The 24,654-nt window shown below is 63.7% G+C and carries 14 protein-coding genes; 8 read left to right on the forward strand and 6 right to left on the reverse strand.

Annotated elements, in window-relative coordinates; translation table 11 throughout:
* Positions 1-195 precede the first annotated feature (195 nt).
* Positions 196-1,104 carry a transcriptional activator NhaR gene (nhaR, locus tag GNK13_RS01665; protein ID WP_164100703.1) on the reverse strand — a complete coding sequence of 303 codons (909 nt, stop codon included), beginning with the start codon at positions 1,102-1,104 and terminating at the stop codon, positions 196-198.
* 144 nt (positions 1,105-1,248) lie between these two features.
* Between nhaR and GNK13_RS01670 the strand changes: the two genes are divergently transcribed.
* From GNK13_RS01670 to GNK13_RS01690, 5 genes are all read left to right on the forward strand, one after another.
* On the forward strand, positions 1,249-3,408 hold the full coding sequence (locus tag GNK13_RS01670; protein ID WP_164100704.1) for a peptidase domain-containing ABC transporter: 2,160 nt from the start codon (positions 1,249-1,251) through the stop codon (positions 3,406-3,408).
* A 6-nt stretch (positions 3,409-3,414) separates the two neighbouring features.
* Entirely contained in the window at positions 3,415-4,881 is a 1,467-nt protein-coding gene (locus GNK13_RS01675; RefSeq protein ID WP_164100705.1) for an HlyD family secretion protein, read from the forward strand.
* A gap of 29 nt (positions 4,882-4,910) precedes the next feature.
* On the forward strand, positions 4,911-6,599 hold the full coding sequence (locus GNK13_RS01680; RefSeq protein ID WP_203328876.1) for a TolC family protein: 1,689 nt from the start codon (positions 4,911-4,913) through the stop codon (positions 6,597-6,599).
* A gap of 708 nt (positions 6,600-7,307) precedes the next feature.
* Positions 7,308-12,893, forward strand: coding sequence for a pre-peptidase C-terminal domain-containing protein (locus GNK13_RS01685; protein ID WP_164100707.1), 5,586 nt, complete (start codon positions 7,308-7,310; stop codon positions 12,891-12,893).
* Between the two features lie 270 nt (positions 12,894-13,163).
* Positions 13,164-13,322, forward strand: a complete 159-nt coding sequence (locus GNK13_RS01690; RefSeq protein ID WP_164100708.1) for a hypothetical protein — start codon at positions 13,164-13,166, stop codon at positions 13,320-13,322.
* Here GNK13_RS01690 and GNK13_RS01695 read toward each other — a convergent pair whose 3' ends face one another.
* Positions 13,323-14,084 (reverse strand): 3-keto-disaccharide hydrolase, encoded by a 762-nt coding sequence (locus tag GNK13_RS01695; RefSeq protein WP_164100709.1) that lies wholly within the window; start codon positions 14,082-14,084, stop codon positions 13,323-13,325. It lies immediately after the preceding gene.
* A 168-nt stretch (positions 14,085-14,252) separates the two neighbouring features.
* Between GNK13_RS01695 and GNK13_RS01700 the strand changes: the two genes are divergently transcribed.
* The 3 genes from GNK13_RS01700 (at position 14,253) to GNK13_RS01710 (ending at position 17,906) form a co-directional block, all read left to right on the forward strand.
* Entirely contained in the window at positions 14,253-15,050 is a 798-nt protein-coding gene (locus tag GNK13_RS01700) for an SDR family oxidoreductase (protein WP_261345380.1), read from the forward strand.
* Positions 15,047-16,144, forward strand: coding sequence for an NAD-dependent epimerase/dehydratase family protein (locus tag GNK13_RS01705; RefSeq protein WP_164100710.1), 1,098 nt, complete (start codon positions 15,047-15,049; stop codon positions 16,142-16,144). Before GNK13_RS01700 ends, GNK13_RS01705 begins: the two co-directional genes overlap by 4 nt.
* Positions 16,145-16,505: 361 nt before the next feature.
* Positions 16,506-17,906, forward strand: coding sequence for a fatty acid desaturase family protein (locus tag GNK13_RS01710; RefSeq protein WP_164100711.1), 1,401 nt, complete (start codon positions 16,506-16,508; stop codon positions 17,904-17,906).
* A 153-nt stretch (positions 17,907-18,059) separates the two neighbouring features.
* Here the strand turns inward: GNK13_RS01710 and GNK13_RS01715 are convergent, their stop codons facing one another.
* The 4 genes from GNK13_RS01715 to GNK13_RS01730 all read right to left on the reverse strand — a co-directional run bounded on the left by GNK13_RS01715 (position 18,060) and on the right by GNK13_RS01730 (position 24,567).
* Positions 18,060-19,283 (reverse strand): ATP-binding protein, encoded by a 1,224-nt coding sequence (locus tag GNK13_RS01715; RefSeq protein WP_164100712.1) that lies wholly within the window; start codon positions 19,281-19,283, stop codon positions 18,060-18,062.
* Positions 19,284-19,333: 50 nt separating this feature from the next.
* Positions 19,334-19,876 carry an RDD family protein gene (locus GNK13_RS01720; RefSeq protein ID WP_164100713.1) on the reverse strand — a complete coding sequence of 181 codons (543 nt, stop codon included), beginning with the start codon at positions 19,874-19,876 and terminating at the stop codon, positions 19,334-19,336.
* 291 nt (positions 19,877-20,167) lie between these two features.
* Positions 20,168-23,278, reverse strand: a complete 3,111-nt coding sequence (locus tag GNK13_RS01725) for a PVC-type heme-binding CxxCH protein (RefSeq protein ID WP_164100714.1) — start codon at positions 23,276-23,278, stop codon at positions 20,168-20,170.
* Between the two features lie 236 nt (positions 23,279-23,514).
* Positions 23,515-24,567, reverse strand: a complete 1,053-nt coding sequence (locus GNK13_RS01730; protein WP_164100715.1) for a DNA topoisomerase IB — start codon at positions 24,565-24,567, stop codon at positions 23,515-23,517.
* Positions 24,568-24,654 lie beyond the last annotated feature (87 nt).

Genomic DNA, 24,654 nt, shown 5'->3' on the forward strand with positions numbered 1-24,654 from the left:
GAGAACGCAGATGAAAGGGGGAGGAGGGGAGGTGGCGGGCGATCGAAATGGACGAGTGGGGCCACGGAAGGACACGGAAAGGGCACGGAAAGGGGAGGGACCGCGGATAGCTCGGAGAACGCGGATGAAAGGGGGCCACGGAAGGACACGGAAAGGGGCACGGAAAGGGGGAGGGAACCGCGGGGGGAGGATTTTTCAGGGCTTTGGGGGCTGGGCGGCTCGGCAGACGGCGACGACTGCAGGGTGTTGGATCTGTCGCTCGGTGGAAATCGCAAAGAAGCGGACTTGGACGGCGCTGGTTTGTCCCAGCTGCACGACGTCGTACTGGCGGCAGATCTCTTCGGCGACGACCGCGGGTGCGGGAAAGACTCCGTCGCCCGCTTGGCCGAAGACTTTCAGCAGCGCGCTATCGGCGATCTCGTGGACCACGCGGGGCAGGATCTGGTGCGTGTCGAACCACTGCTCGAGCCCTCTTCGCAGCGGGTTGTCGGTGGGCGGGAGCAGCATCGGCAGCTCGCGGAGCCGGCTGACGAGTTCGGCTTCCGTGGAGGCTGTGCGTGATTCGATCACATCGGGGTGGGCAAAGAATGCCACCGCCGACTGTCCCAGCGCGTGGTTAAAAACCTTCAGCCCGCTGGCCGAGGGTGCCGGGGCATCGGAGAGGACGACGTCCAGACGGTGGGCCACCAGGTCGGCCAGCAACCGATCCAGTTCGGCTTCGCGGCAGAGGATTTGCACCGGTTGATCGGTGGTCCGAGCGGACTGCAGCAAGCGGTAGATGACCAGTTTCGGCAGCGAGCTCGTCGCCCCGACCTTCATCCGCAGCGCGCCGCTGGTCGCTCCGCTCCGGATGAACTCGGCCAGCTCTCGGCCGAGCGAAAAGATCTGCTCGGCGTACTCGAACACCGTCTGCCCGGTGTCGGTCAGCGTCAGGCGGCGGCCGCCAGGGCGAAACAGCTTGGCCCCCAAAGATTCCTCGAGCTTGCGGATCTGGCTGCTCAAGGTCGGGCTGGTCAGGTGCAGCTGGCGGGCTGCCTCGGCGACGCTGCCGGTGCGGGCCACCATCCAGAAATAGTGCAGATGGTGGTAATTTAGCCAATCCATCGCAGGACTCCCGTGCAGGACGCCGCCGGACAACCATTCGATATTTTCGAATGTTTTCGTAGAAAGTTAAGAAATAGCTTTGTCAAACGCCAGCCGTATATTTCTATCGGGGACTGGAAACGACATCCATTGAGACGAAGCGACATGTGGAATCCTGCAGACACGCACCGGGCTGTGGACGGCGTCGAGGAGGCGTTGGCGATCCTCGAGCGGTTTTGCGACCAGAACCGGGTGCCGCGTGATTCGGCCGAGCTGCGGCGTTGGCTGCTCGAATCGCTACGAGCGGTTCCCGGGGAAGGGGCCAACGGCTGGATGCGTCGGCTGATCAGCTGTGGCGGCAAGACCGGCCTTCGCGTGGGGCTGTTCGAAGCCCGTCCCGAGGAGGCGCTGCCGTTTGTCCGCCAGGGCTATCCTGTGGCTTTCGCGCTGCCGAGCGAGGATCCGACCGAGCCGGTCGCGTGGCAGGTTTTGACCGGCAGTCGGGGGCGGAAGGTGCGGGTTTGGAAGCCGGCCGAGGGGAATCGCGAGCGGTGGATGTCGCGGCGGCGGTTTTTGAAACGGCTGGCCTGCGAGGGGGCGAGTTCCTGTCGCTGGTTGGTCGCTCAGCCCGCCCTTGGCTGTGCGGCAGCGGCCGAGCAGGGCAAACCGCTGACGCCCCTGGCGCGGCTGGCGGCGGTGCTGCAGCCGGAGCGTCGCGACATCATCTCGATGATCATCTTTTCGGTGATGGTGGGGGTCTTCACGCTGGCCACACCGCTTGCGGTCGAGGCGTTGGTCAACACCGTCGCGTTTGGGCGGTATCTGCAGCCGATCATGGTGCTGGCGTTCCTGCTCTTCAGTTTCCTGTCGTTCGCGGCGGGGCTGCACGCGCTGTTGGCCTTGATCTCGGAGATGATTCAGCGGCGGCTGTTTGTGCGGGTGGTCGAGGATCTTGCGCATCGTTTGCCGCGGGTCCGCCAGTCGCAGTTGGACGGTCGCTACGGGCCGGAGCTGGTCAACCGATTTTTTGACGTCGTGATGGTCCAGAAGGCGACCAGCCGGCTGTTGCTCGATGGAATTGCGTTGGTCGTCGCGACGCTGGTGGGGATGGCGGTGTTGGCCTTTTACCATCCGTTTTTGCTCGGCTTCGACGTGCTGTTGCTGGCGATGATGGCCGTCAGCGTGTTCGTGCTGGGGCGAGGAGCTGTCTCGAGCGCGACGAAAGAGTCGAAGGCCAAGTACGAGGTTGCCGGGTGGTTGGAGGAATTGGTCCGGAACCCGACCGCCTTCCGCTTGCACAGCGGCAGCCACCATGCGCTTGAGCGGTCGGACCAACTGGCGGTGGATTACCTCGACGCCCGCCAGTCGCACTTCCGGATCTTGATGCGGCAGATCCTGTTCTCGTTGGGGTTTTATGCGATCGCGGCGACCGTGCTGCTGGGTCTTGGCGGCTGGTTGGTGATTCAGGGCGAGCTGACGCTGGGGCAATTGGTCGCGGCCGAGATGATCCTGGCGGTGATCCTGGGGGCCTTTGCAAAGATTGGAAAGCAGTTGGAGAGCTTTTATGACTTGCTGGCCGCGGTCGACAAGCTGGGCCAGTTGTTTGACCTGCGTTTGGAGCCGACCGGAGGGGCTTACACGCTGATCGGCGAGGAGCCGGTTCCGCTAAGGCTCGATCGCGTGAGCGTCGCCATCGCCGGGCGGTCGATTCTCAAGGACGTTTCCCTCGAAGTGGACAGGGGAGCGTCGTTGGCGGTAACGGGCGCGAGCGGGAGTGGCAAGTCGACGCTGCTGTCGGTTTTAACGGGCGAGCGGGGAGCCAGCTCGGGCTATCTGCAGGTGGCGGGGATCGATTTCCGCGAGATCGATCTGGACAGCTATCGCGAGCAGTTGGGAATCAGCCGCGGGAACGAAGTCTTTGCGGGAACGCTGGCGGAGAACGTCCATCTGCATCGGGCCCACATTCGCCCGCAGGACGTGAGCTACGCGCTGCGGCTGGTGGGTCTCGAAGAAGAGGTCCTCGCCTTGCCCGACGGCACCGAGACGCAGCTGACCACCGGCGGCCGACCGCTCTCGGAGACCCAAGCGGCGCGGCTCGCCCTCGCTCGGGCTATCGCAGCCCGTCCGAGAGTCTTATTAATCGACGGCACGCTCGACGGGTTACCGGCGGACACGGCTCGCACAGTTTTGGCAAACCTATTGCAGGCACCTCGTCCTTGGACGCTCCTGGTGGCCACCAGCCGCCGCGAGCTGGCGGATCTGTGCGATCGGGAGTATGCGGTCGGCCGCGGTGATGTCCACTCAGGTCTTTCTTCTTCAAAGTAGCGACGCATGAACAGCAAGTCTTCCAAAGTCGCTTCCCAGGAACCTCGGGTCGGCACCCTGACGAGCCCCAGCGGTCTCACCCCCGCGAGAGAACTCCTCGGCACGCGTCAACCGGCCGGCGGCACCGAGGCGGTCCTAGTTCCCGCTTCGCCGCGGATTCGCCCCCTGCGAACCGCTTCGCGACTGGTTCAGTCGAGAGGTCGATCGCAGCGGCTCGCCCGTTGGCTGCTCGCCGTCATCTGCCTTGCTATCGTGGCGCTGGCGTGGCTTCCCTGGCAGCAGTCGGCTCGGGGGACCGGGAGCGTCATCGCGCTGAATCCCCAGGAGCGCCAACAACCGATCACTTCTCCGGTCAAAGGGCTCGTGCTCAACGTCAGCGACGGGTTGACCGAAGGGGCGTCGGTCCGCGAGGGGGACGTGCTTCTGGAAATCCAACCTTTAGCAGCCGATCTGGCTGCGACGCTCGAGTTGCAGACCAGCGACTACGAGGGCAAGCTCGCCAACACCGAGAACAAGATCGAGCTCTACGGTGAAATGGTCCGCTCGCTGGAGGTCGCTCGTGATTTTGCCGTCAGTGCAGCCGAGGCGATGGTCCAGTCGGCCGAGGCGAAGCTGCGGGCCAAGCAACAAACGGTTCCGGCTTACGAATCGAAGGCCCTGCAGACCGAGCAGTTTTATAACCGCAACCTGACGCTCTTCCGGCAAGGGGTGAAACCCGAAAAGGAAGTCGAGAAGGCCAAGCAGGAATGGGATCTGGCCCGAGCCGAACTGGCGGCGGTCCAGAGCGAGGTGCAGAGCGCCCAGGAGGAACTGCGGAGCAAGCAGAGCGAGCTGGAGCAAAAACGAAGTGAAGCTCAGAGCAAGGTGGACCAGTACCGCGCGATGGTCGAAGGAGCGCGAGGCGATTTGAATACGCTCCGCAAGGAGATGCGCGACCTCGAGATCAAACGCTCGGAGCTGGACCGCTTGGTGATCCGGGCGCCGCGGGACGGAAAGATTTTTCGGCTGCCGGTGTTCGAGCGGGGGCAGGCGGTCAAAGAAGGCGACTACCTGTTGACGTTGGTCCCCGACTTCACTGAACCGGCGGTCGAGCTGTGGGTCGCTGGCAACGACATGCCGCTGGTCCGTCCGGGCGACCATGTGCGGCTGCAGTTCCAGGGCTGGCCGGCGGTGCAATTTTCCGGCTGGCCTTCGGTCGCCGTGGGAACCTTTGCCGGCGAGGTAATCCAGGTCGACCCGGCTGATGATGGGCAGGGGAATTTTCGCGTCGTCGTGGGGCCGACCGCCGAAGAAGATTGGCCCGATGACCGATACTTACGGCAGGGAGTTCGCGCCAATGGATGGGTGATGCTCCGCACGGTTTCACTCGGCTACGAATTGTGGCGTCAGATGAACGGCTTCCCGCCGGTCGTCGCCGAGGATGCTAAGGGTGCCATGGATTCCAAGCCCTCCAAACCAAAACTGCCCAAATGATCTGCCAGGGATGGGGAAGGCGAATTGCCGTGGGCGGCTTGCTGCTGGTCACGGCTGGCTGTGGATCGCTCGAAGCGCCGCGGCTCGACCCTTTCGCTTTCTACCGCCCCGACTCGGCCGCGGCTTCGCTGGCGGAGACAAGCGCGGAGACGAGCGCGGAGACGAGCGCGGAGACGAGCGTCGAGCCAAGCGTTGCGGCCAGCACTGCAGCGGCGGATTCGGGCGTGGTTCTGGCTGGAGCCATCGAGGACGTGGCACCCGAGCAGACGGCGATCCTTCCGCCGCCGATCGGCACTCTCGACGATGCTCCGACCGCCCCTGCGACTCGCACCCATGGCGGGACAGAACCGCTTCCGTTGGCGGCGGTGATCGAATCGGTCGAGCGGGCGTATCCGGAAGTTGCCGAAGCGGCGGCCGAACGGGCCACCGCACGCGGTAAGGAGCTGGCCGCCTGGGGTGCGTTTGATACGGTGCTCGAGGCGACCACGATCAACCAGCCACTCGACTACTACGAGAACTATCAGCACGCGGTCGGCGTCACCCGTCCGCTCTGGTCGGGCGGGGCGGTTTCGGCGGGCTACCGAATTGGCCGCGGCGACTTTGAGCCCTGGTATGGGGGCCGCGAGACGAACGAGGGTGGCGAGTTCATGGTCGGCTTTCAGCAGCCGCTGTTGCAGGGACATCGGATCGATCCGCGGCGGGTCGCCGTGCGAACCGCGGCGCTGCGTCGGCAAGCGACCGATCCGGGTTTCCGCGCGGCGGTGCTGGGAGCGCAAGGCGTGGCTGCTCGGGCCTACTGGGGCTGGGTGCTGGCCGGGTTCAACGTCCGCGTGCAGCAAGAATTGCTGGCACTGGGACGAGAGCGGGTCGAGCAGATTGAGAAGCAGATCGCGGCGGGCGACTTGGGACGAATCGCGGGGATCGACAACGCCCGCCTGATGGCCCAGCGTGAGGCGGCGCTGATCCAAGCCGAGCGAGGGCTGCAAGTCGCGGCGGTCGACCTCTCGATCTTCCTTCGCGATGCCTCCGGGATGCCGATCGTCGCTCCGCCGCAGTGGCTTCCCGAAGAGTTTCCCGCGATCTCTGCCCCGCAGCCGGAGAGGCTTCGCGACGCCGTCGTGCGAGCTCCCTTGAACCGCCCCGAACCGCAGGCCCTGCAATTGGAAGCGGCCGCTCTTCGCGTCGAGCTTGCCGGGGCAGCCAACCTGACCTTGCCGCAACTCGATGCAGCGGTCGAAGCCTCGCAAGACGTCGGCGGCCGGTCGAAGCCAAGCAACGACAAGCAGCCGTTCAAATTGATCGCCGCGGTCGAGGGCTCGCTGCCGGTCCAGCGTCGTGCCGGTCGCGGACGGATGGCAGCGATCCAAGGCGAGCTCAGTCAGAATCGCGCCCAGGCACAATTGGTCAGCGATAAGATTACCGCCGAAGCTCGCGAGGCGGCCGCACGGCTGGTTGCGGCTTGGGAGCAAATCGAACGCGCCGAGGCCAATCTCGACTTGGCCCAGCAGGCGCTCCAACTGGGACGAGTGGCGTTTGAGGAGGGAGACATCGACCTGCTGCTCCTGAACATTTATGAGCAGAGCGTCGCCGATGCTCAGCTCCAACTCTATTCGGCTAAAGCCTCTTTGTTCGCCGCCGCGGCCGATTTCCAGATCGCCACCGGCCAAGGCCTCTCTCCTCGCCAAGCCGCCGCCGTCGCCGTGGACCCCGCCCCTTAGCCGGCTTCGCCATGCGCTGCAGGTGAGACGGACCTGGCCGGGGAAACAACCACGAATCACACGAATTGCACGAATGGGGGCCACGGAAGGACACGGAAGGGCACGGAAAGAGGGAGGGAAAGGGGAGGGACCGCGGATAGTACGGAGAGCGCGGATGAATGGGAAATTCGATTGCCAATTGATCGTGGTTCAGCTCTCTGCCTGTCCTTTGTGCCCTTCGTGGTTTCTCGGTTTATTGGTAATCCGTGGGCTCACGCTCGCCCGCTTAGATTCCGTTAGTGTTAGGAGATTTGGAATCTGAAATCTGAGATTTGGGATTTCAAACATGGGATATGAGATTCTGCATTCTGATAATGAGCGCGAGCACCGCTGTGCGGAGCGCGATATAGGCCAGACTGGAAAGCCTGACGTACGTTCCCGGGCGAGGAGAACCTGACGTACAGGGGGGGCGGGGGCGGCGAAGTTGACACCCCATTGTCAGGGGGATTAAAACCGTCCGCCGATGGGAGAACGTCTCTCCCTTTCCTCCTTTAGCGGACATCGCCCATGTCACCGGCTCAGCGACGGAATTCTCGCCAGGTTCTCCGTGGTCTTTTGCAGTCCGAATCTCCTTGGATCACTCGCCGTGCCTGCCGCTCAGCGTTCGCGCGGCAGGCTTCAGCGGCGCCGCGTTATACCACTCCGCGGTGCGAGCAGCTCGAGGCCCGAATGCTCTTGGCCGCCGCTCCTTTCGGCGATGTCGCTTACGCCAGTGCCGCATCGGCCTTTCCAGCACTTGAGCCGCAACTACCACTCGGCTCGCTGGTCTACCAAGGGGAACAGGCCGGGGCGATCGAGCTGGACGGGGAGCGAGACACTTTCACGCTGGACGTCGATCCCGGTCAGTCGTTGACGGTGGTCCTCGCCGCGGACGACACGCTGCGGGCTTCGGTGGAAATTCGCCGCTCACCGGACGCGGACGCGGTCCACGCGGAAGCCGACAGTGCCGGCGAGGCGGTGGTCCTTCAGTCGATTCCGACCCGCGGCCGGCTGATCGGCAATGGCCCGCCGGCGGCGACGTATGAGATCGTGGTTTCCAGCCTCGACGGCAGCACCGGCGGTTACACGCTGCAAACGATCCTGAATGCGGCAGCGGAGTTGGAAGAGCAGACCGGAGCGACCAACGACGATCCCGCGACGGCTCAGGATCTCGCTGCCGCCTTCCAGCCGCTCGCCCAAGGGATCGACGACGACAGTGATGGCGATGGCCGCGCCGACCGGGCGGCGGTCATCGGCCGCCTCGGCAGTGACGGCACGACGACCGTGCCGTCGGTGTTTGCGGAGGTGGACGGAGACAGTGCTACCGACATCCCTTTCAACGTCAGCCGCTTCTATAACAAGACGAGCATGCGGTTTCAGCAAATCTACTCGGCGAGTGAATTTACCGAGGGAGGGCTGATCGACGAGCTGCGATTCCGCCGCGATGCCTGGGCGGAGGCTTTTGAAGAGCGTGGAATCGATGTTCAGGTGAAGCTGAGCTACGCCGCGAGAAGCGTCGACACCCTTTCTCAGCGGTTTGCGGAAAACGTCGGAGCCGACCAGATCACCGTGTTCGACGGCCTGCTCGATTTGGAGAGCGACGGTGAAGGAATCCCAAGGCCCTTTGACATTGTCATCGATGTCGACGATGTCTTTGTCTACGATCCGAGCCGTGGCGATCTTTTGGTCGAGATGCAGATACGAAATGCGGCGACGGTCCCCCGATTCGACTATGCACGCGGGATTCAGCAATCCACGACGAATAGCGTCTACGCGTTCGACGCCGATGCGACGGACGGAGCGGCTTATCCATGGAACCTGGGAGGCCTGGTGACGCAGTTCGGTATCGCGGCGAACGAAGACTGGTACCGCTTCACTCGAGAAGCGGGCGAGTCGACGACGATCGCGCTTTCGGAACTCTCCGCGGGCCAAGCGACTCTGGAGTTGTACGCCGCCGACGGTACGCAGCTGGCGAGGGGCGTGAGCGATGCGCTGCATGCTTCGGAAGTGATTGCAGACTTTGCGGCCGAGGAGACGGCGGGCACTTACTACGTCCGCGTCAGCGGTGAGGGGAATACCCAGTACAACTTGGTGGTCACTCGCAACGCGGCGTTGGAGAGCACAAACAACGATTCGATTGCATCGGCCCAGGAGTTGATTCCTTCAGCGTCGGCCGGTCGCCGCTGGGTGCTGGGGGGCATCGATGGCAGCTCCGATTTCTACGCCGTCACGGTGGAAGGCAATCGAATGCTGACCCTGGAGACCGACACTCCGGGTAGCGGCTCGGGAGATTTTGTCAACGATCTCGATCCGATGCTTCGTTTGTATGACAGCGAAGGCCAACTGGTCGCCGTGGATGACGATGGTTCGCCGGTGGGGCAAAACGCGAAGCTCCGTTACAAAGTGCCCAAGGGTGCCGGTGGGGTCTACTACGTCGAGGTGCTGTCGTCCGAGGCGGCGAGCCCGACCACCGGCGAATACATTCTCAGCGTCCAGCACGCCGACGCGGTCCCTGGGCCTTTCGAAGCCACGATCGTCGCGCCGCCGGAGGCGTACCGCACCCGCACTGCTCCTACGCACGCGACGGTGGATTTTAATGATGCCGTGTGGCTACCGAGTGTCGATGCGTCGGATCTAAGCGTATCGGGCGTGACGGCGACCGACGTGATCGTGGTCGATGGGAATACGCTGACATTTGAGCTTCCGAGCTATGCGTTTCCGTGGGACTTGGCTCAGGGCGGGAACGGCAACTACTACATGCTCACCGATCGCACGACGTCGTGGGCGGAAGCGGCACAGTGGGCTGAGGCTCTCGGCGGCCAACTGGTTAGCATCGACTCCGATCGGGAGCGGCAGTTCCTTGAGCACCACTTCCTCAGCGGAGACCATCGGGATGATTCTTACTGGCTCCACGGCGGAAGCGTGTTCAGCAGTTTGAGCGAAAGCCAACCGGCAAGGCAGGGCATCGTCGAGTTGACTGAATTGCCTCCGGGGATCTGGTCGCTGAACGACGGTGTTCACACGCTCGCGATCGCCGACGGGGCAGTCAGCGACGTGCAGTCGACGCCCGTGAGCGGAGGGAGCTCGACGGTTCTCGTCGATTTAACGGCGCCGCGTGTTGTGGGGGTTTCGCCGCAGTCAGGTGCCGTGGCCGCGTCGGGAGATTTTGAAGTCACGATCACCTTCAGCGAGCCGATCGATGCCGCCGCGCTGGACCCTTCGGGGCTGACCCTCGCGGGGCACTTCCGCGAAGGGCACTTCACCCACGATTCACTGCAGTGGAACGCCGAGGGTACGGCTCTCACGCTGAGCTACAGCTCGCTGCCCGACGATCGCTACGCGTTGACCATTCCGAGCGGAGTGGATGGAATCCAAGATCTGCTGGGGTGGCAACTCGACGGCGAAGGCCAAGCGGTGCCTTCGGGCGATGGTTTTGAGGGTGGCAGTTTCCGTTACATCTTCGCGGTCGATCCGAGCAGTGCGGCGAGCTTCTCCGCTCCGCTGTATCCAGTGGCGCCGGCCGGAAGTCTGATCCACGACTCGCAGTTCACGACTTCGCCGGGCGGCCCCGCGACGGCCGGTGCCGACGGGACGATCGCGCACGGCGACGACCAAGACGACTTCACGATCCATCTCGATCCGCACCAAACGCTCACGGTGGTGGTCGAGACTGAGGACGCGTTGCAGCCCACGATCGAGATCCTCGATCCTTCCGGGACGGTCGTGGGCAGCGGCGAGGCGGTGGGCGTGCGGGAAGCGGCCGTCGCTCTGGCTCCGGCGACCGCAGGCGGCATCTATACGATCCGGGTCGGCGGTGTCGCCGGCTCGATGGGACTCTATAGCGTGCGAGCGGTGCTCAATGCGGACATCGAGCGGGAATTCTATGGTGGTGAGAACGACAGCATTGCGACCGCGCACAACCTGGAGTCCTCGTTCACGTCGCTGCTCAAGGGAGCCGAGCGGGGGGCGATCCTCGGCCGCGCCGACGGCATTGGGACGGGGCTCGGTCCCGACGGCTTCGGTTATATGGCGACGTCCGTTCCTTTCTCGTTCGAAGACATCAGCACGACCGGGACGCTGATAGAAGAATTCTACTTAGCCTATCCCGCGCGGACGTCGACCTTTGACGGCTATGCACCACTGAGCGATGCGGACCTGGGTGACTTCGAATTTGAGTTTTACGGCGCGACCTACCGTGACCTGTTTGTAAGCATCGACGGATTCCTGACATTCCGTTGGGGAGTGGTCGCGCCCGACAATTCGGACCTGCGATACTCACCCTCTCCACCCATCATTGCCGCGCTGTGGGACGACTACCAATTGTTCGGCGGCAGTGGAAAGGTTTATTGGCAGGTCAGCGGCGAAGGAGATGCTCAAGAACTGACAATCCAGTGGAGCAATCTCCGCCTCGACCCATCATGGAATCATCATCCGCAGACATTCCAGGTCGTACTTCGCGAAGCGGACAACTCGATCCAAGTCAACTATCTCAACCTTGCCACCGGCTACGATGCGACCGCCGAGGGAGCAACCGCGACTGTGGGAATCAAAGATTCGTGGTCGCAGCCGGCTCTCAACTCTCGAAGACTCACCGCTTCCTACAACGACGCTTCGAATCGTCACGTGGGGACCGGACAGAGCCTGCGGTTCCATCTCCCCGACCCCACCGCCGACTACTATGCGGTGGAGTTGGAAGCGGGAGAAAAATTGACCGTTGCCACGACTGCCCTCGATGCGGGAGTCGTCGACGTCGAACTGGTTGATGGTTCGTCCAGCATTTTGGCAAGCGGCCACAATGTTTCGGTCGGCGAAGATGTAATTGCAAACTTCGAATTGCCCAGCAGTGGGACGTATTATGTTCGCGTCCGCGGAGATTTGGATGTCGATTACAGTCTGGTTCTAACTCGCAATGCCGTCTTCGACACCGAGGGCAATAGCACGCCGCGGATCGCTCAGGATCTGGCAGGCCTCAAAGTGGCTCTGGGGCACGTGGGCGGCCCCGCTGCGACGCCGGGGAACGTCCGCGTCGCGGTGCATGCCAACGATTGGGATTGGACGTCGCGACAAGGCGCCCTACGAGTGGCCACGCAGTTGAACGACAGCTCGGTCTATGACTTTACTGCCACGGTGGTCGCAAACGACTCGATGGACACGGTGGAGGAGTTAGAAAATTACGACGTGGTGATCATCGGCAGCTGGTTTTATCGCGAATTTCCGATGGACGTGGCTAAAGCGCTGCGGAGTTGGGTCGAGTCGGGTTCGGGCGGCTTGGTGGCCATCGGCAACGCGAACCGGCAACTCACCCAGTTCACCACGGATCAACGCGTGCGAGCGATGATGGATCCGATCATCCCGCTCGACCTGGGGTACAACAACGTGCCCTATGCCTACGCCCCGCTGACGGTAGTCGATTCGCTGCATCCGGTGACCCACGGGATCACGGAAGTCACGGGCATCTACCAGGGTGAATCGAGCTTCAACGAGGCCGATGCGGATGCCCAGGTGCTGGGAATTGAGGGCTCTTGGGCCAAGCGGCCGGGGATTACCGTCAGCGAAGCGAGCGGTGGGCGGACCGTGCACTTGATGCCCCAGTACGGCTGGCCCGACTACACCGATCTGCGCGTCCCCGGCAGTTCCGCCGACCGATTGCTGGAGCAGGCCGTGGCGTGGGCGACGCCGCCGGGCTTGGACGAAGCGGACGTTTACGCGTTCAACGCCGAGGCGGGAGCGACGCTGGATCTGTTCACCACCACGCCGGGCGACGGTTCGGGCGCGTTCGCCAACACGCTCGACCCTCGCCTGACGCTGTACGATGCCGCTGGCAACGTGGTCGCGACGGGGATCCCGATGGCCGATGGTCGCAACGAGCAGATCGTCTACACCGTGCCCGCGGGTGCGGGCGGTCGTTACCGGATCGCCGTGGCGGCGGAGAATGGGACAGCGGGCCAGTACGTGCTGGATCCAGTCCAGGTCGCGCCCCCCGAATCCCTGACCGCCACAAGCGAAGCGACGCCCGAGATCGTGTCTTCGACGGCGCCGCAGCCGGACGCCGCAGCGGGTGACTCGGGGGACGAGATTGGAGGATCCGCGGCCCCCGGGGAGGCGACTCTGAGCGGTTTGTCTTGGGAAGAGTCGCCGCAGGACGATTACGAATCGCTCGCCGTAGCCCAACTCGAAGCCGAAGAGCAAGCGGCCGAAGAGGGCCCGGCCGAAGAGCCGCCGGTCGACCAGCTGTTCGCCGACACCGCCTCGCTCGAGGAAGTCTTACAGAGCTGACCCGCAGCGGGAATTGACCCTCGACTGGGTTTTTCGAAAGATGGAAACTCGGCACCTTCCTCCACCTCTGGGCCCCCTGAGTCGCAAGCGGACTGCTTTCCGCTCAGGTGGGCCGCTCACGCGGACGAGGACGAGACACTGAGAATCATCTTCGAATTCGTCGGCGGCCCGAACGACGGCACGGTCCTGCACGGCCGTGTCGGCGAAGCGAGCGACGCCGAGCGGTACTTTCTGTTCACCAATCACGGCGCCGTCGGCCAGCGGTTCAAGGTGGCGTCGCCGTACGCGGTCGAGACATTGGCCGAAGAGGGGCTGCAGGAAGAAATGCCGCACCACTTTCAGCGGCACTTCTACATCGTCACCGACCGCCAGGAAACGAGCGACGAGGTGGTGGTTGCGGCTCGCTACCTGCCCGAAGCCAGCGAGTAACTACTCGAGGTCTTTGATCCGGATGTTTTTGAATTCGACCCACATCGGCTTGCCTGCGTGCAGCTGCAGGGCGAGGACGCCGTCGGTCAAGGCGAGCTCGGGGGCTTTGTCGGTGAAATCGAGGATCAAGCGACCATTGAGGTAATGCCGGATGTGGTTACCTTTGGCGACGATCACGACATCGTTCCAGTCGTCGAGCTCGAACAGCTCTTTGTAGCCCGCTGCATCGATCAGCGTCTCTTGGACCTGTTTGCCACCTTCGGCCGTCCAGACCGCCTTCTCGCCAGCCAAGCAGATCCGGCCCCGCTTGCCCCCTTCGTCGTAGATGAAGCCCGAGACGTTGGGCATGTCTTCCTCATTGCGGAGCTCGTGCTGGTAACCGCGAACGACCCATTTGTTGCGAGCCGAAGAGTCGGTGATGTGCTTGGAGCGGTACTGGATTCCCGAGTTGTTGGTGGCGCTCAGCCGGAACGACAGCCGCAATTCGAAGTCGCCCGTCTTGCCTTCCTCCCAGATCAGGAAGGTATTGCCTGTGGCGGGATTCTCGGCGGTCGTCTCGCCGTGGATCACTCCGTCGCGGACCGACCACATCGACGGATCGCCGTTCCAGCCCTCGAGCGATTTGCCGTCGAAGATCTTTTTCATGTCCGCCGATTCGGCGGGCGCTTCGTGCGACGCATCGGCCGCACCGACGGCTTGCGAATGAGCGGCATGAAGCGAAAAAGCGGCGAGCAGGGCAACCGCGAACAGGCGGATCGTCATCGTTGGGAGTTCCCCAGGTGGAAAGTAAAGTACAGGTTCCGTAACGGCGATTATGGTTCGCCGAGTGGCGAGGTAAAACCCGCAGGCTAACTTAGCCCCGCGGATTTCGCTCGAGCCATGTGGGTCGCAGACAACCGCGAGTAACAGACGGAGGAGATTCCGATTCAAATCGACGGGAAAGTAGCCTGGGTCACCGGAGCTTCGTCGGGCATTGGCGAGGCGCTAGCCGAAGGGCTGGCGCGGCGCGGCGCTTCGGTCGTGCTCAGCGCCCGCCGCGGCGAGATGCTTCGCGAAGTCCAAAGCCGCTGCCCCCGCAGCGAGGCGCACCTCGTGCTGCCCCTCGACTTGACCGACACCGCGGCCATTCCCGCGGCGGTCTCCCAGGTCTTGGGACACTACGGGAGGATCGACCTCCTAATCAACAACGCTGGGCTGACGCAGCGGAGCTTGGCGATCGACACCTCGCTGGACGTCGACCGGCGGATCATGGATGTCAACTTCTTTGGCCCCGTCGCCCTGACCAAAGCGGTCCTCCCCAAAATGCTCGAGCGGGGTTCGGGACAGATCATCGTCGTCAGCAGTTTGCTGGGTAAGTTCGGCATCGGCCACCGCTCGGCTTACTCCGCTTCCAAGCACGCTGTGCAGGGGTTTTTTGATTCGCTACGGGCCGAGGTCCATGACCGCGGGATTGGAGTTACAATCGCATGCCCCGGAGCGGTCCGCACTAGCGCCTCGCTCAACGCCTTGTCGGGCGACGGCACGCCCCATGGAAGGATGGACCCGTTCATCGAGCGGGGACTCGCTCCGAGCGATTGTGCCGAACGGATCCTCCGCGGCATCGAGCGCGAGCAGTACGAAGTCTATCCCGCCCGGCTCGAACGACTGGCCCTGCTTCTGAGCCGACTCGCACCCGGCTTGTTTAAGCGATGCATCCGCGCGAAGAGACTGGAACAGCTACCCAAGTGACGCACACCTCTGAACCGAGCCCTCCTGAACCGAGCCCTCCTGAATCCAGTCCTCCGCAGGCCAGCCCCGAACCGTCCGGAGCAAATCCGCCCCGCCCCAAGCGGCTGAGCCTGATCACCGGAGCGACCGGCCTGCTCGGCAGCTACATCGCCGAACAACTCCGCGAGCAGGGGGAACCGGTTCGCGGGCTAGTCCGCACGGGGAGCGACACGCGGCTGCTGTCGAAGCTGGGCGTGGAACTTTTCGAAGGCGACCTCCGCGACCTCGACTCGCTCGGCCGAGCCACCCAGGGAGTCGATACGGTCTACCACTGCGGCGCGTTTGTCGGCGACTGGGGCCCCTGGCAGCAGTACTTCGAAGGGACGGTCGAGACGACGCGGAACGTCGTCGAAGCCTGCCGGGCCTCGGGCAACCCACGGCTCCTGCACGTCAGTTCGATCTCGGTCTACGGTCAAGTCTCTGCCGACCGAGGCAAGATCGACGAAGATTTTCCGATCGGCCAACACCACTGGCTGTGGGACTACTACGGACGCTCCAAAGTCGAAGCGGAGCAGGTGGTCCGGGCGTATCCGAACCACACGATCGTCCGCCCCAGCTGGATCTATGGTCCTCGCGACCGAGTCTCGATCCCGCGGTTGGTCGACGCCCTGCGGTCGGGCCAGTTGCGGATCATGGGAAGCGGCCGCAACCCGCTGAACATGGTCTATGCCGGCGACGTGGCGGCCGGAGCGATCTTGGCGGCCAACGAGCCGGCGGCCGTCGGCCAAGCCTACCACCTCTGCAGCCATGGCGAGATCACCCAGCGGGAATTGGTGGACCTGTTCACCGAGGGGCTGGGGATGCCACGAGTCGAGCGACACGCCCCGATGCCGGTCGCCTGGTCGGTCGCATTTCTCGCCGAAGCGGCCTTTCGCAGCCTCGGACGACGCACGCCGCCGCCGTTCACGCGCCGCGGGATCTACATCATGGGCCGGCCCACGAACTTCAGCATCGCCAAGGCCGCCGAGCAACTCGGCTGGGAGCCGCGAGTGAAAACCCGCGAAGGGGTCCGCGAAGCGCTCCAGTGGTATCTGAGCACCCACCCCGCCGCGTAACCATCCAGTGCCGTCTCGCGGGTGAGCCGACGGCGCTAGCCGCGGGTGAGCCGACGGCGCTAGCCGCGGGTGAGCCGACGGCGCTAGCCGCGGGTTCCGCCGGGCTGCCGAGCGGGTCGGGTCGCGTTTCGCTGCGGCGCAACGCTTTTCCTCTGCGCGGACCGGAAGGGGCTCGAGGCTAGCGCCTGCGGCTCACCCGAGGCTAGCGCCTGCGGCTCAAGGGAAAGGGGCCTACGGCTCAGAGGGCTTTGCCTTGACACTCCAGGTGGGGCTGGGAAAGATGGGCAACAAGCACCGGCGCTTCGCTGCGCTCTTGAAAGTCGCTTCATCGAGCTGTCACACCTGAGTTGGATCCGCGCGAATGTCCGGTTATGCCCCGACCGAGTCCAAGACGAAAACGAAGTCGACGTCGAGTAGCGAAGGGGGAGCCAGCCGAGGGGCTGCGAGTGGCCACGCCGTCGTGCCGGCCAAGTTCCCACTGCCGCCCGAGTTCAAACGTAAGCTCCAAGAACTTCGCCGCACCGACAACACCACGAACTGGTTCTACCTCGCCCGCACCTATCTGGCGATCGCTTTGGTCGTCGGCGGGACGATCGCCTTTTACCAGTATCGGGCCGAGAGCGGGATTTCGTGGCTTTGGAATGCGCCAGTCACATTCCTCGCGATCCTCGTCGTCGGGGCGCTCCAGCATCACTTGGCGACGCTCGCGCACGAAGCGGTCCACCGGGTGCTGTTCAAGAACCGGTACCTCAACGACCTCGCCTCCGAGTGGCTCTGCTCGTTCCCGATCTTCGGTTCGTCGTTTCATTATGGGCTGCACCACCTCGCCCACCACCAATATGTCAACGACCCGGAACTCGACCCCGATATTTCTCAATTGGAACTGAGCGGCCATCGGCTGACGTTTCCGATTCTCCAGCAGGAGTTTCTGCAGGTTTTGATGCGCCAGTTGTGGCTGCCCAACTTGTTCCGCTACACCCGCGCGCGGGCCGAATACGATTCGCTCGGGACCGACAAAAATCCTTATATCCGCGAAGGTTGGAAACCCACGAAAACATTGGCGCGGGTCTGTCTTGGATATTTGATTGGGCTGATCGCCACTCTCGCCGGTTTAGTCCTTCTCGGCGATCCGATGTTGTTGGCGGCGATCCCGGTGGCCGGCTGGCTGGGGATTATGGCGGTGCTCCGGCTGATGCCCGATGAGGTTTATTATCAGAGCCGGATCCAACCGCTCTTTTCAGTGCGGACGCTGACGATGATGCGGATCAGCTTCTTCAGCTTGGTGTTCACTGGGCTCGCCTGGGGCACGTGGGCGACCGGGCATCCGTGGTGGTTGTATTTCCTCGTGCTGTGGGTCGTGCCGCTGGTCAGCTCGTTTCCGTTTTACATGGTGCTCCGCCAGATTGTGCAGCATGGCAATGCCGACCGGGGCTGGTTCACCAACAGCCGTGTTTTTGACTGCAACCCGCTGATCAACTTCGCGATTTTCTCGCTCGGTCAGGATTACCACCTGCCGCATCACATGTACGCGACCGTGCCCCATTATCGGCTCAAGGCACTGCATGAAGCGCTTCTCGATCTGCCCGAGTACCGCGAGCAGGCAACGGTGGTCGAGGGCTACCTGGTTCCGCGACACCGCCCGCCGACCAAGCCAACCGTGGTGGAAGTGCTCGGACCGAAGTACGCACCGGGCAGCGGAAATGCGATTTTCATCGACGACTCGGTGCTCGAGGGGCAGCGGATGGACCCGCCACGAGGTTAGGGTGGATTCTTCATCAGCCGCCACGCGGTAGCCCGGAATATTCATCAGCCGCCGGGCGCTAGCCCCCGGTTTCTGAAAAACGCCGTGATAACCGGACGCTAGCGCGTGGCGGCTGATGAAGCGCAACTTTCGCGGAGCGAAAGGCGACTATCTTCACTTCATCGCGCGGATTGCTCGTGCGGAGGGTTCGGTGAGGGCGTAGTTCTCGACGGTGCGGTGGACCAGCCAGTGGGCGGCTTGCGGCCGCGCCAGCAGGAGCCCGGTGACGGCTGCCGCCGGAATCTCGCTCATCCAGTCGTCGGTGGGCCGTGCGAGGGTCTCCTGGCTGTTGGCGTAGAGCCCGCGCCCCGTCCAGCTCCGCCACAACTGTCGCACGAGCTCAGTCCGGCTCGCTCCTTGCATCGCCGCCGACATCAGCATCAGCATCCGCTGGTGAAACCGCACTCCGACTTCGCCCGGCGGCAGCGGTTCGACATGTTCACCGACGGAGACTTTGAGGAACTGGCCCGCCAAGTCGACGCCGGTGAGCAGCGCGTGGTAGGGCCCACCGATTCGCGGGTTGCACTCGATGTACTGGGGTTGTCCGCTGGCCGGATCGTAGAAGTAATCGAAAAAGATTCCGCCGTGCCAGTGGAGAGCCGCTCCGAGTCGGCCGATCTGCTCCTCCACGACTTCGTGGCGGGCGCTCTCTCCACAACTGGCCCACCCGGTCTCGGCCGGCAGTCGCAGCTCGATGCAGTGCTGGGCGACCATCCGCCCGTGCTGGAAGACCGCGTAGAACACCGACTGGACGCCCGTGGCTCGCTCCTGGATCACGACTTCACGACCCTGGCCAAACCAGCCCGCCCGTTCGTACTCGTCAGCGATCCGCAGCATGTCCTCGCGATTGGCCGCCGGACGGACGCTCTTGCCTGCGGTGCCGTAGTCGACTTTGACGAAGCAGGGGAAGCCGGTGAAGTCGAGCAGCTCGCGGTGCGACTGGACGATCGTCGTCGCCGGCGTGGGCAGCTCGAACTCCTCCATCAGCCGAGCGAACTCGGCTTTGCCAAACACGCGGTGCAAGTCCTCGAACCGCGGCACGGCGAGCCCGGTCAGCCCCTCGAACCGCTCGGCCACGCGAGCGAGCAAGTACATCTGCTCGTGGCTCGGCAGCACCGCGTCATAAGGCTCCGCCCGCAGCCGCTCGAGGAGGAATTCGAGATACGCCTCCGGTTCGGTGGCGAATGGCGGGCAGCGATAACACCGCCGCACGAACCGCGAAAAACGAGCTTGGCAAAGCGACGCCGGATCGACGACGTCGATCGTGTGGTGCGGACCGAGGGAAAACAGCAGTTCGCGAGCGGTGATGCTGGATCCTTCGGTCAATAAAATCTTCATGCCGTGCCCGTTTCCCCCGCCGTGCGAATTACTCTCCAGAGCCCGAGGCCTCAGTACTGCGGACCCCGCGCGATCGGCCGGGTGAGCTTGACGACTTTCGTGCCGGCGACGTCGTCGTGCACACAGGCTCGGCTCTCGCGGAAAATCGCCAGGACGTTCACCAAGTTGATGAGCTGGCCAATCCCCGGAATCATCGTCACCAGCCAGACCCATGAATAGCGTTTGATCAGCAGTGGAACGATCGGAAGAATCTGGTTCGTCTCCCGGTCCACGATCTGGGTCTTCATGACGATTTTGCCAATCGTCTGCCCGCGGGTGGCGAGCAAATACCCGTGCAGGATCAGAAACCCGCCCATGCCAGCCACCCCACCGATGAGATCAAAGACGAAGTCGGGCAGCTCGCCGAGCCCCGCGATCGCCAGTCCGAACCCTACCGCGAAGGTGACTGGGAACACGAACATCAGCAAGACGACCGTGTCGATGATCGCCCCGAGAAGTCGCTCGCCACGGGTCGCTAGCTGAGCTCCCTCGGCAGCAAGCGGGGCGGAGGCATCGAGCGTGGTGGCGGTCGGCGAGTAGGGGTTGGCGCTCATAAGGCTGTGCCGCAAATGAATGGTAGGGCGCGAAAAAAATAGACGGGGGCGATCGCACTTTACCGAGGGGTCCCGAGACCACCTCGACGAAGGAAATACCGTATGAAGATTTTTCGGCTGCTCGCCACACAATCCTTTTAGGTTTTCAGCGAGTTCCGCGGGTCGGATGTAGACCAGTGTATTGAATCAGCCGCCACGCGCTAGCGTCCGGTTTTCCCGGCACGTTCGAGAACCGGGGGCTAGCGCCCGGCGGCTGATCAATAATCCCGGCTAGGGCTCGGCGGCTGATGATTAGTCCCCGCTAGCGGCCGCGCCCGGTGGTGGCGAAGTCGCTTGGAGGTAGGCGAGCAGGTCCGCGACTTGCGATTCGCTGAGGGTTTGCAAGATTCCTTCAGGCATCACGGAGCGGACTGTCTCGGTGACCGCTTCAATTTCCGAGCGGGGGATCGTGACGAGCTTTTCGGCGTCGTGCAGCACGATTGCGGCCTCGGAGTTTTCCCGGATCAGCCCCGTCACGACTCGTCCATCGACCGTCAGCACGCTGACCGCTTGGTAGTCTTTGCCGACGATCGTGTTGGGTGCCAGGATGTTCTCCAGCAGGTAGTCGAGGTTGCCGCGGTTCGCTCCGGTCAAATCGGGTCCGATCTCGCCTCCCTCGCCAAACAGGCGATGGCACTGCGCACACGACTTTTCGTACAGCGCTCGCCCGCGTGAGGCGTCGGCCGCAGCCAGGACTTTGGCGGTGTACTTCTTCCGCATCCGTGCAATTTCCTGTTCGACCTCGGCCGGCGTGCTGCCGACAACTCCCCACAACTCGGTGAGCTGCTGATCGACTTCTTCGCGGCCGAGCTGGCGAATCTTGCCGGCGTGCACCGCTGACACGTCGGTTCGCGGAACCCGCTCGTCGGCAACCGCGGCGAGCAGCGCGGCGGCGTGCGCCGGCCGCGAGGCGAGCGCGTCGATCGCCGCTCGGCGGTCCTCCGGCTCCCACGTCGCGTACCGCGCGAGAATGGTTTCGGGGATCCGCTCGGAATCAAAACGCCCCAGCACCGACAGCACCTCCTTGCGAAGCGGCGGATCGTCGAGCAGCGCGAGGGCGAGGCTCTCGAGTTGGGGATCGCCGCCGCGAGCAAGTGTGGCCAAAGCTTCGCGGCGCAGTCCCAGCTCCGCCGTGCGGTCCGCCACCAGCCGGCGAAGCAGCGGAAAGATCGAGGCATCGCCGAAGCCAACGCTGAGCGTCTGCACGGCGCGGCGGACCGCTGGATCTTTCCAGTCGGCCGTTTTCTGAACCACCGCAGGCCACTCGGCCGGCATCCGCAGCTTGCCCAGCCGCGGCGCCGCTTCGGCCAATTGCTCGAGCATCACCTTGGACCGCGTCGGCTCCGGGTCGGCGGCGATGGCGGCAACCAAACTGCCGACCAAGCTCGGGTCGCTGGCCGCACGCCGATAGATGAATTGCTCGACCAGCGGGATCTGACACCGCGAGGCCAAGTCGAACGCCCGCTCGGTGTCGCTCGCAACCAACGGCGAAACCCCATACCAAATCATCAGCGGCAAGTTGGGGTCGTGCTGGCTCTCGGCATGGGCGACGAGCCCTTCGGCGATCCTCCAGCGGGCCGTGGTCGCTCGTTCCGCGGCGTCAAGATTCCCGGCGTCACGATTCCCGGCCTCAAGATCCGCTTGCGAGAGTCGCTGCAGAGCCGAGGCGAGGTAGAGCCGTACGACGGGCGAGTCGTCGCGCTCGGCGAGGGCGACGAACCGCTCCAGCACTTCCGCCGACGGCGTCGCTCGTTCGCAGGCCAGCTGAATCGCCCAACCTCGCAGGATCGCTTCCGACTGGTCGAGCAGGGCCAGGACTTCCGCTTCGCCAAGCGGTGCGATCCCGTGAGCCGACCAGAGGTAGCGCAGCCGAGTCGCTGAGGGGGCAGCGGACAACGCTCCCTCCCACAGCTGCTGGCGAACGCCAGGAAGCGGTTCGCCACGGGCCGCTCGCTCCATCAACATCCGGCTCGCCATCCGCGACTGCCACTCGTTGGGATGCGCGTGCAAGGCAATGAGCTGTGCGTTGTCCGCCGCTTGCAAGTCGACCGCACGAGTCTCGTGCTCGCCGTACCGCAGCCGATACATCCGCCCGTTGGTGCGGTCCCAGATTTCCGGAGTTGTGCGGTGACAGGCGTTCTTGTCATACCAGTCGATCAGGTAGACCGCTCCGTCGGGTCCGAGCTGCAAGGCGATGCCGCGGAACCAGGGGTCGTTGGCAAAGAGCAGGTCGGGGGCATGGGAAGCGACAAAGCCCGAACCTTGACCGCGGAGCCGGTCGACGTTGACGCGGTTGCCATGCAAGTTGTGCATCAGCAGCGCGCCGTGATACTCGGCGGGCCAACTGTCCCCTTGGTAGATCAGCGCTCCGCAGTGGGCATGTCCTCCGCCAGCGGCGCTGGTCGCATCATCTTCGACCGGTTCGTCGCGTCCCCACCAAGCATGGTCGCGAATGTTGCCGGCATAGTGGGCGTGGTCGGCGATCGTCTTCAGATCGTCAAAGGTATAAGGATCGAAATGCTGACCCGCCTGCCGCTGATAACGTCCGCCTTGGATCATGTGGTAAGTATGTGGAATTACACAGGCAGTGATGAAAGCCTGGCCGTGGGGATCAAAGGCCAAGCCCCAGGGATTGCTGGTCCCTTGAGCGAAGGCTTCGAACTTCTTGAGCACCGGATGGTATCTCCACACCCCAGCATTGAACGGGATGCGGTCGCCCGCCGCAGCTCCCGGCGGGCCGATCTGGCTGCGGGTAAAAACGCCTTGGCAGCCATACAGCCAGCCGTCGGGTCCCCAGGTGAAAGCATTCAAGGTTTCATGGGTGTCTTGATAGCCAAACCCGTCTAGCAGAATTTGGGGTGCGGCATCGGGTCGATCATCACCATCGCGGTCGGGAATGAACATCAGGTAAGGAGCGGCGCCGACCCAGACACCTCCGTAACCGACCTCCAAACCGCTGATCAGATTCAGCCCCTCGGCGAAGACGGTGCGAGTTTCGAAAGTGCCATCATCGTCGCTGTCTTCAAAGATCAGGATCGCATCGCATCCTTCTCCCTCGGGAGCCCGGGCCGGATAGGTGTGCGCCTCGGCGACCCACAGCCGACCGCGGGCGTCAAAGCAAAACGCGACCGGCTGATGCAGCTCGGGCTCGCCGGCAATCAAGTCGACGTGAAAACCCGAAGGGGCGGTGAACTGCCGAGCCGCTTCGCGCGGAGACAATCCGGAAGTTGGGCGGCGAGCCGCCGGCAGAGGCCGGGCTGCGGCGAGCGAAGCCGCGTCGCCGGCTAACCGTTCCTCGGCCACGGCCGAGCACGACGCCAGCGAGAGAACCAAGCCGCAAACGAAGAAGGGACGAGAACGCATCACAGAGGATCCGGCAAGCGGAGGAGCAAAGCCCTAACAGCGAAAGGACCATGATAACCGGGAGCCGGTATCCGGGGTCCGGGAGCCGGTCGAGGCTTTTCCTTCGTACTCGTACTCAGCGCAGCGGTACTCGTACTCGAAGCCGCTCAGCCACGGAAAGCACTCTCGTGGGGATCGAGTACCGCTGCGCTGAGTACGAGTACGAGTACGAAAGGTTCCCGCTCCCCGCCTCCCGCCTACCGGCTCAACAAATCGAGGAGTCGGATTTCGTTTTGCTTGAGTTCGCGGTGGGCGACGGGAGGATTGCGGAGTTGTTCGATCCGCTTGGGGGTGGTCGCCAGCTCCAGGACGTGGGGATGAATGTAGTACTGGCGGGCGGTGGCTTGGGTGTTTCCCAGATAGCCGGCGGCGGCGCGGACGGCGTATCGCTGCCGCTTTTTGGGAGTCTCCGGCGCGTCTTCGTCCAGGATTGCCGAGAGTGCGGCTACGCTTCCGTGCCAAGTCCGAAAATCTTTAGCGGTCACGTCCGCCCCCGAAATCTCGCGGAGATACTCGTTGACGTCCGCTGCGTCGACCGCGTGGACGTTCTGCTCGGCGTCGAGCCACTGGAAGAGCCGCTGGCCGGGGAGACTCTTGATCCCCGCCAGGACGCCGGCCAGCCGTTTGTCGGTCAGCTCCACCGTCCGGGAGCAGCCACTTTTGCCGCGATAGGTTAACTGCACTCGCGCGCCGGCCAGCAGCAAATGGCGGCCGCACAGCGTGGTCGCTCCGTAAGAATGGTTTTCTTTGGTATACCGCGCGTTGCCCACCCGCACCGCCGCTCGATCGATCAAGCGGATTACCGCAGCCAATACCCGCTGGCGGTCGAGCTCCGAGCCCTGCAGGTCTCGGCGAATGCGACCGCGAATCCGAGGCAAACGCTCGCCGAACGCAGGCAGCTCCGAAAATTTGTCCGCGTTGGCGTAGGCCATCCAGTCGGGATGGTAGCGGTACTGCTTGCGGCCGCGATCGTCATATCCGGTCGCCTGCAAGTGCCCGTTCTGCAGCGGGCAGACCCACACTCGCGTCCAGGCCGGCGGAATCGCCAGACTCTCGATCCACCTCCGATGCTCCCCTTGCGGCAGACACCCTCCGTCGGGGAGCCGATACGTGAAACCGCGCCCACACCGCTGTCGCTTGAGTCCCGGTATCGAGTCTTCGCTGTAGACCAAATGCGCCACCCGCAACCGGCGACGGATCGAAGGCTCAGCAGCGGCGGGCGACGAGCGGAGAGGGGTAGGGCAGAGCATGGCGAGAGGACTCAAGCAATTGCCGGACCGGAGGAGAAGGAGCAGGTGTCCGGTGTCCGGTGTCTGGTGTCCGGCGTCCGGTGTCCG

The organism is Candidatus Laterigemmans baculatus, assembly GCF_010367455.1.
Taxonomy (GTDB): domain Bacteria; phylum Planctomycetota; class Planctomycetia; order Pirellulales; family Pirellulaceae; genus Laterigemmans; species Laterigemmans baculatus.

Excerpts from the sequence above, each read along its gene's own strand:
- GNK13_RS01695 (WP_164100709.1), bottom strand. The coding sequence starts at position 14,084 with ATGACGATCCGCCTGTTCGCGGTTGCCCTGCTCGCCGCTTTTTCGCTT.
- GNK13_RS01685 (WP_164100707.1), top strand. The coding sequence starts at position 7,308 with ATGCTCTTGGCCGCCGCTCCTTTCGGCGATGTCGCTTACGCCAGTGCC.
- GNK13_RS01730 (WP_164100715.1), bottom strand. The coding sequence starts at position 24,567 with ATGCTCTGCCCTACCCCTCTCCGCTCGTCGCCCGCCGCTGCTGAGCCT.
- nhaR (WP_164100703.1), bottom strand. The coding sequence starts at position 1,104 with ATGGATTGGCTAAATTACCACCATCTGCACTATTTCTGGATGGTGGCC.
- GNK13_RS01725 (WP_164100714.1), bottom strand. The coding sequence starts at position 23,278 with ATGCGTTCTCGTCCCTTCTTCGTTTGCGGCTTGGTTCTCTCGCTGGCG.
- GNK13_RS01710 (WP_164100711.1), top strand. The coding sequence starts at position 16,506 with ATGTCCGGTTATGCCCCGACCGAGTCCAAGACGAAAACGAAGTCGACG.
- GNK13_RS01715 (WP_164100712.1), bottom strand. The coding sequence starts at position 19,283 with ATGAAGATTTTATTGACCGAAGGATCCAGCATCACCGCTCGCGAACTG.
- GNK13_RS01720 (WP_164100713.1), bottom strand. The coding sequence starts at position 19,876 with ATGAGCGCCAACCCCTACTCGCCGACCGCCACCACGCTCGATGCCTCC.
- GNK13_RS01675 (WP_164100705.1), top strand. The coding sequence starts at position 3,415 with ATGAACAGCAAGTCTTCCAAAGTCGCTTCCCAGGAACCTCGGGTCGGC.
- GNK13_RS01670 (WP_164100704.1), top strand. The coding sequence starts at position 1,249 with ATGTGGAATCCTGCAGACACGCACCGGGCTGTGGACGGCGTCGAGGAG.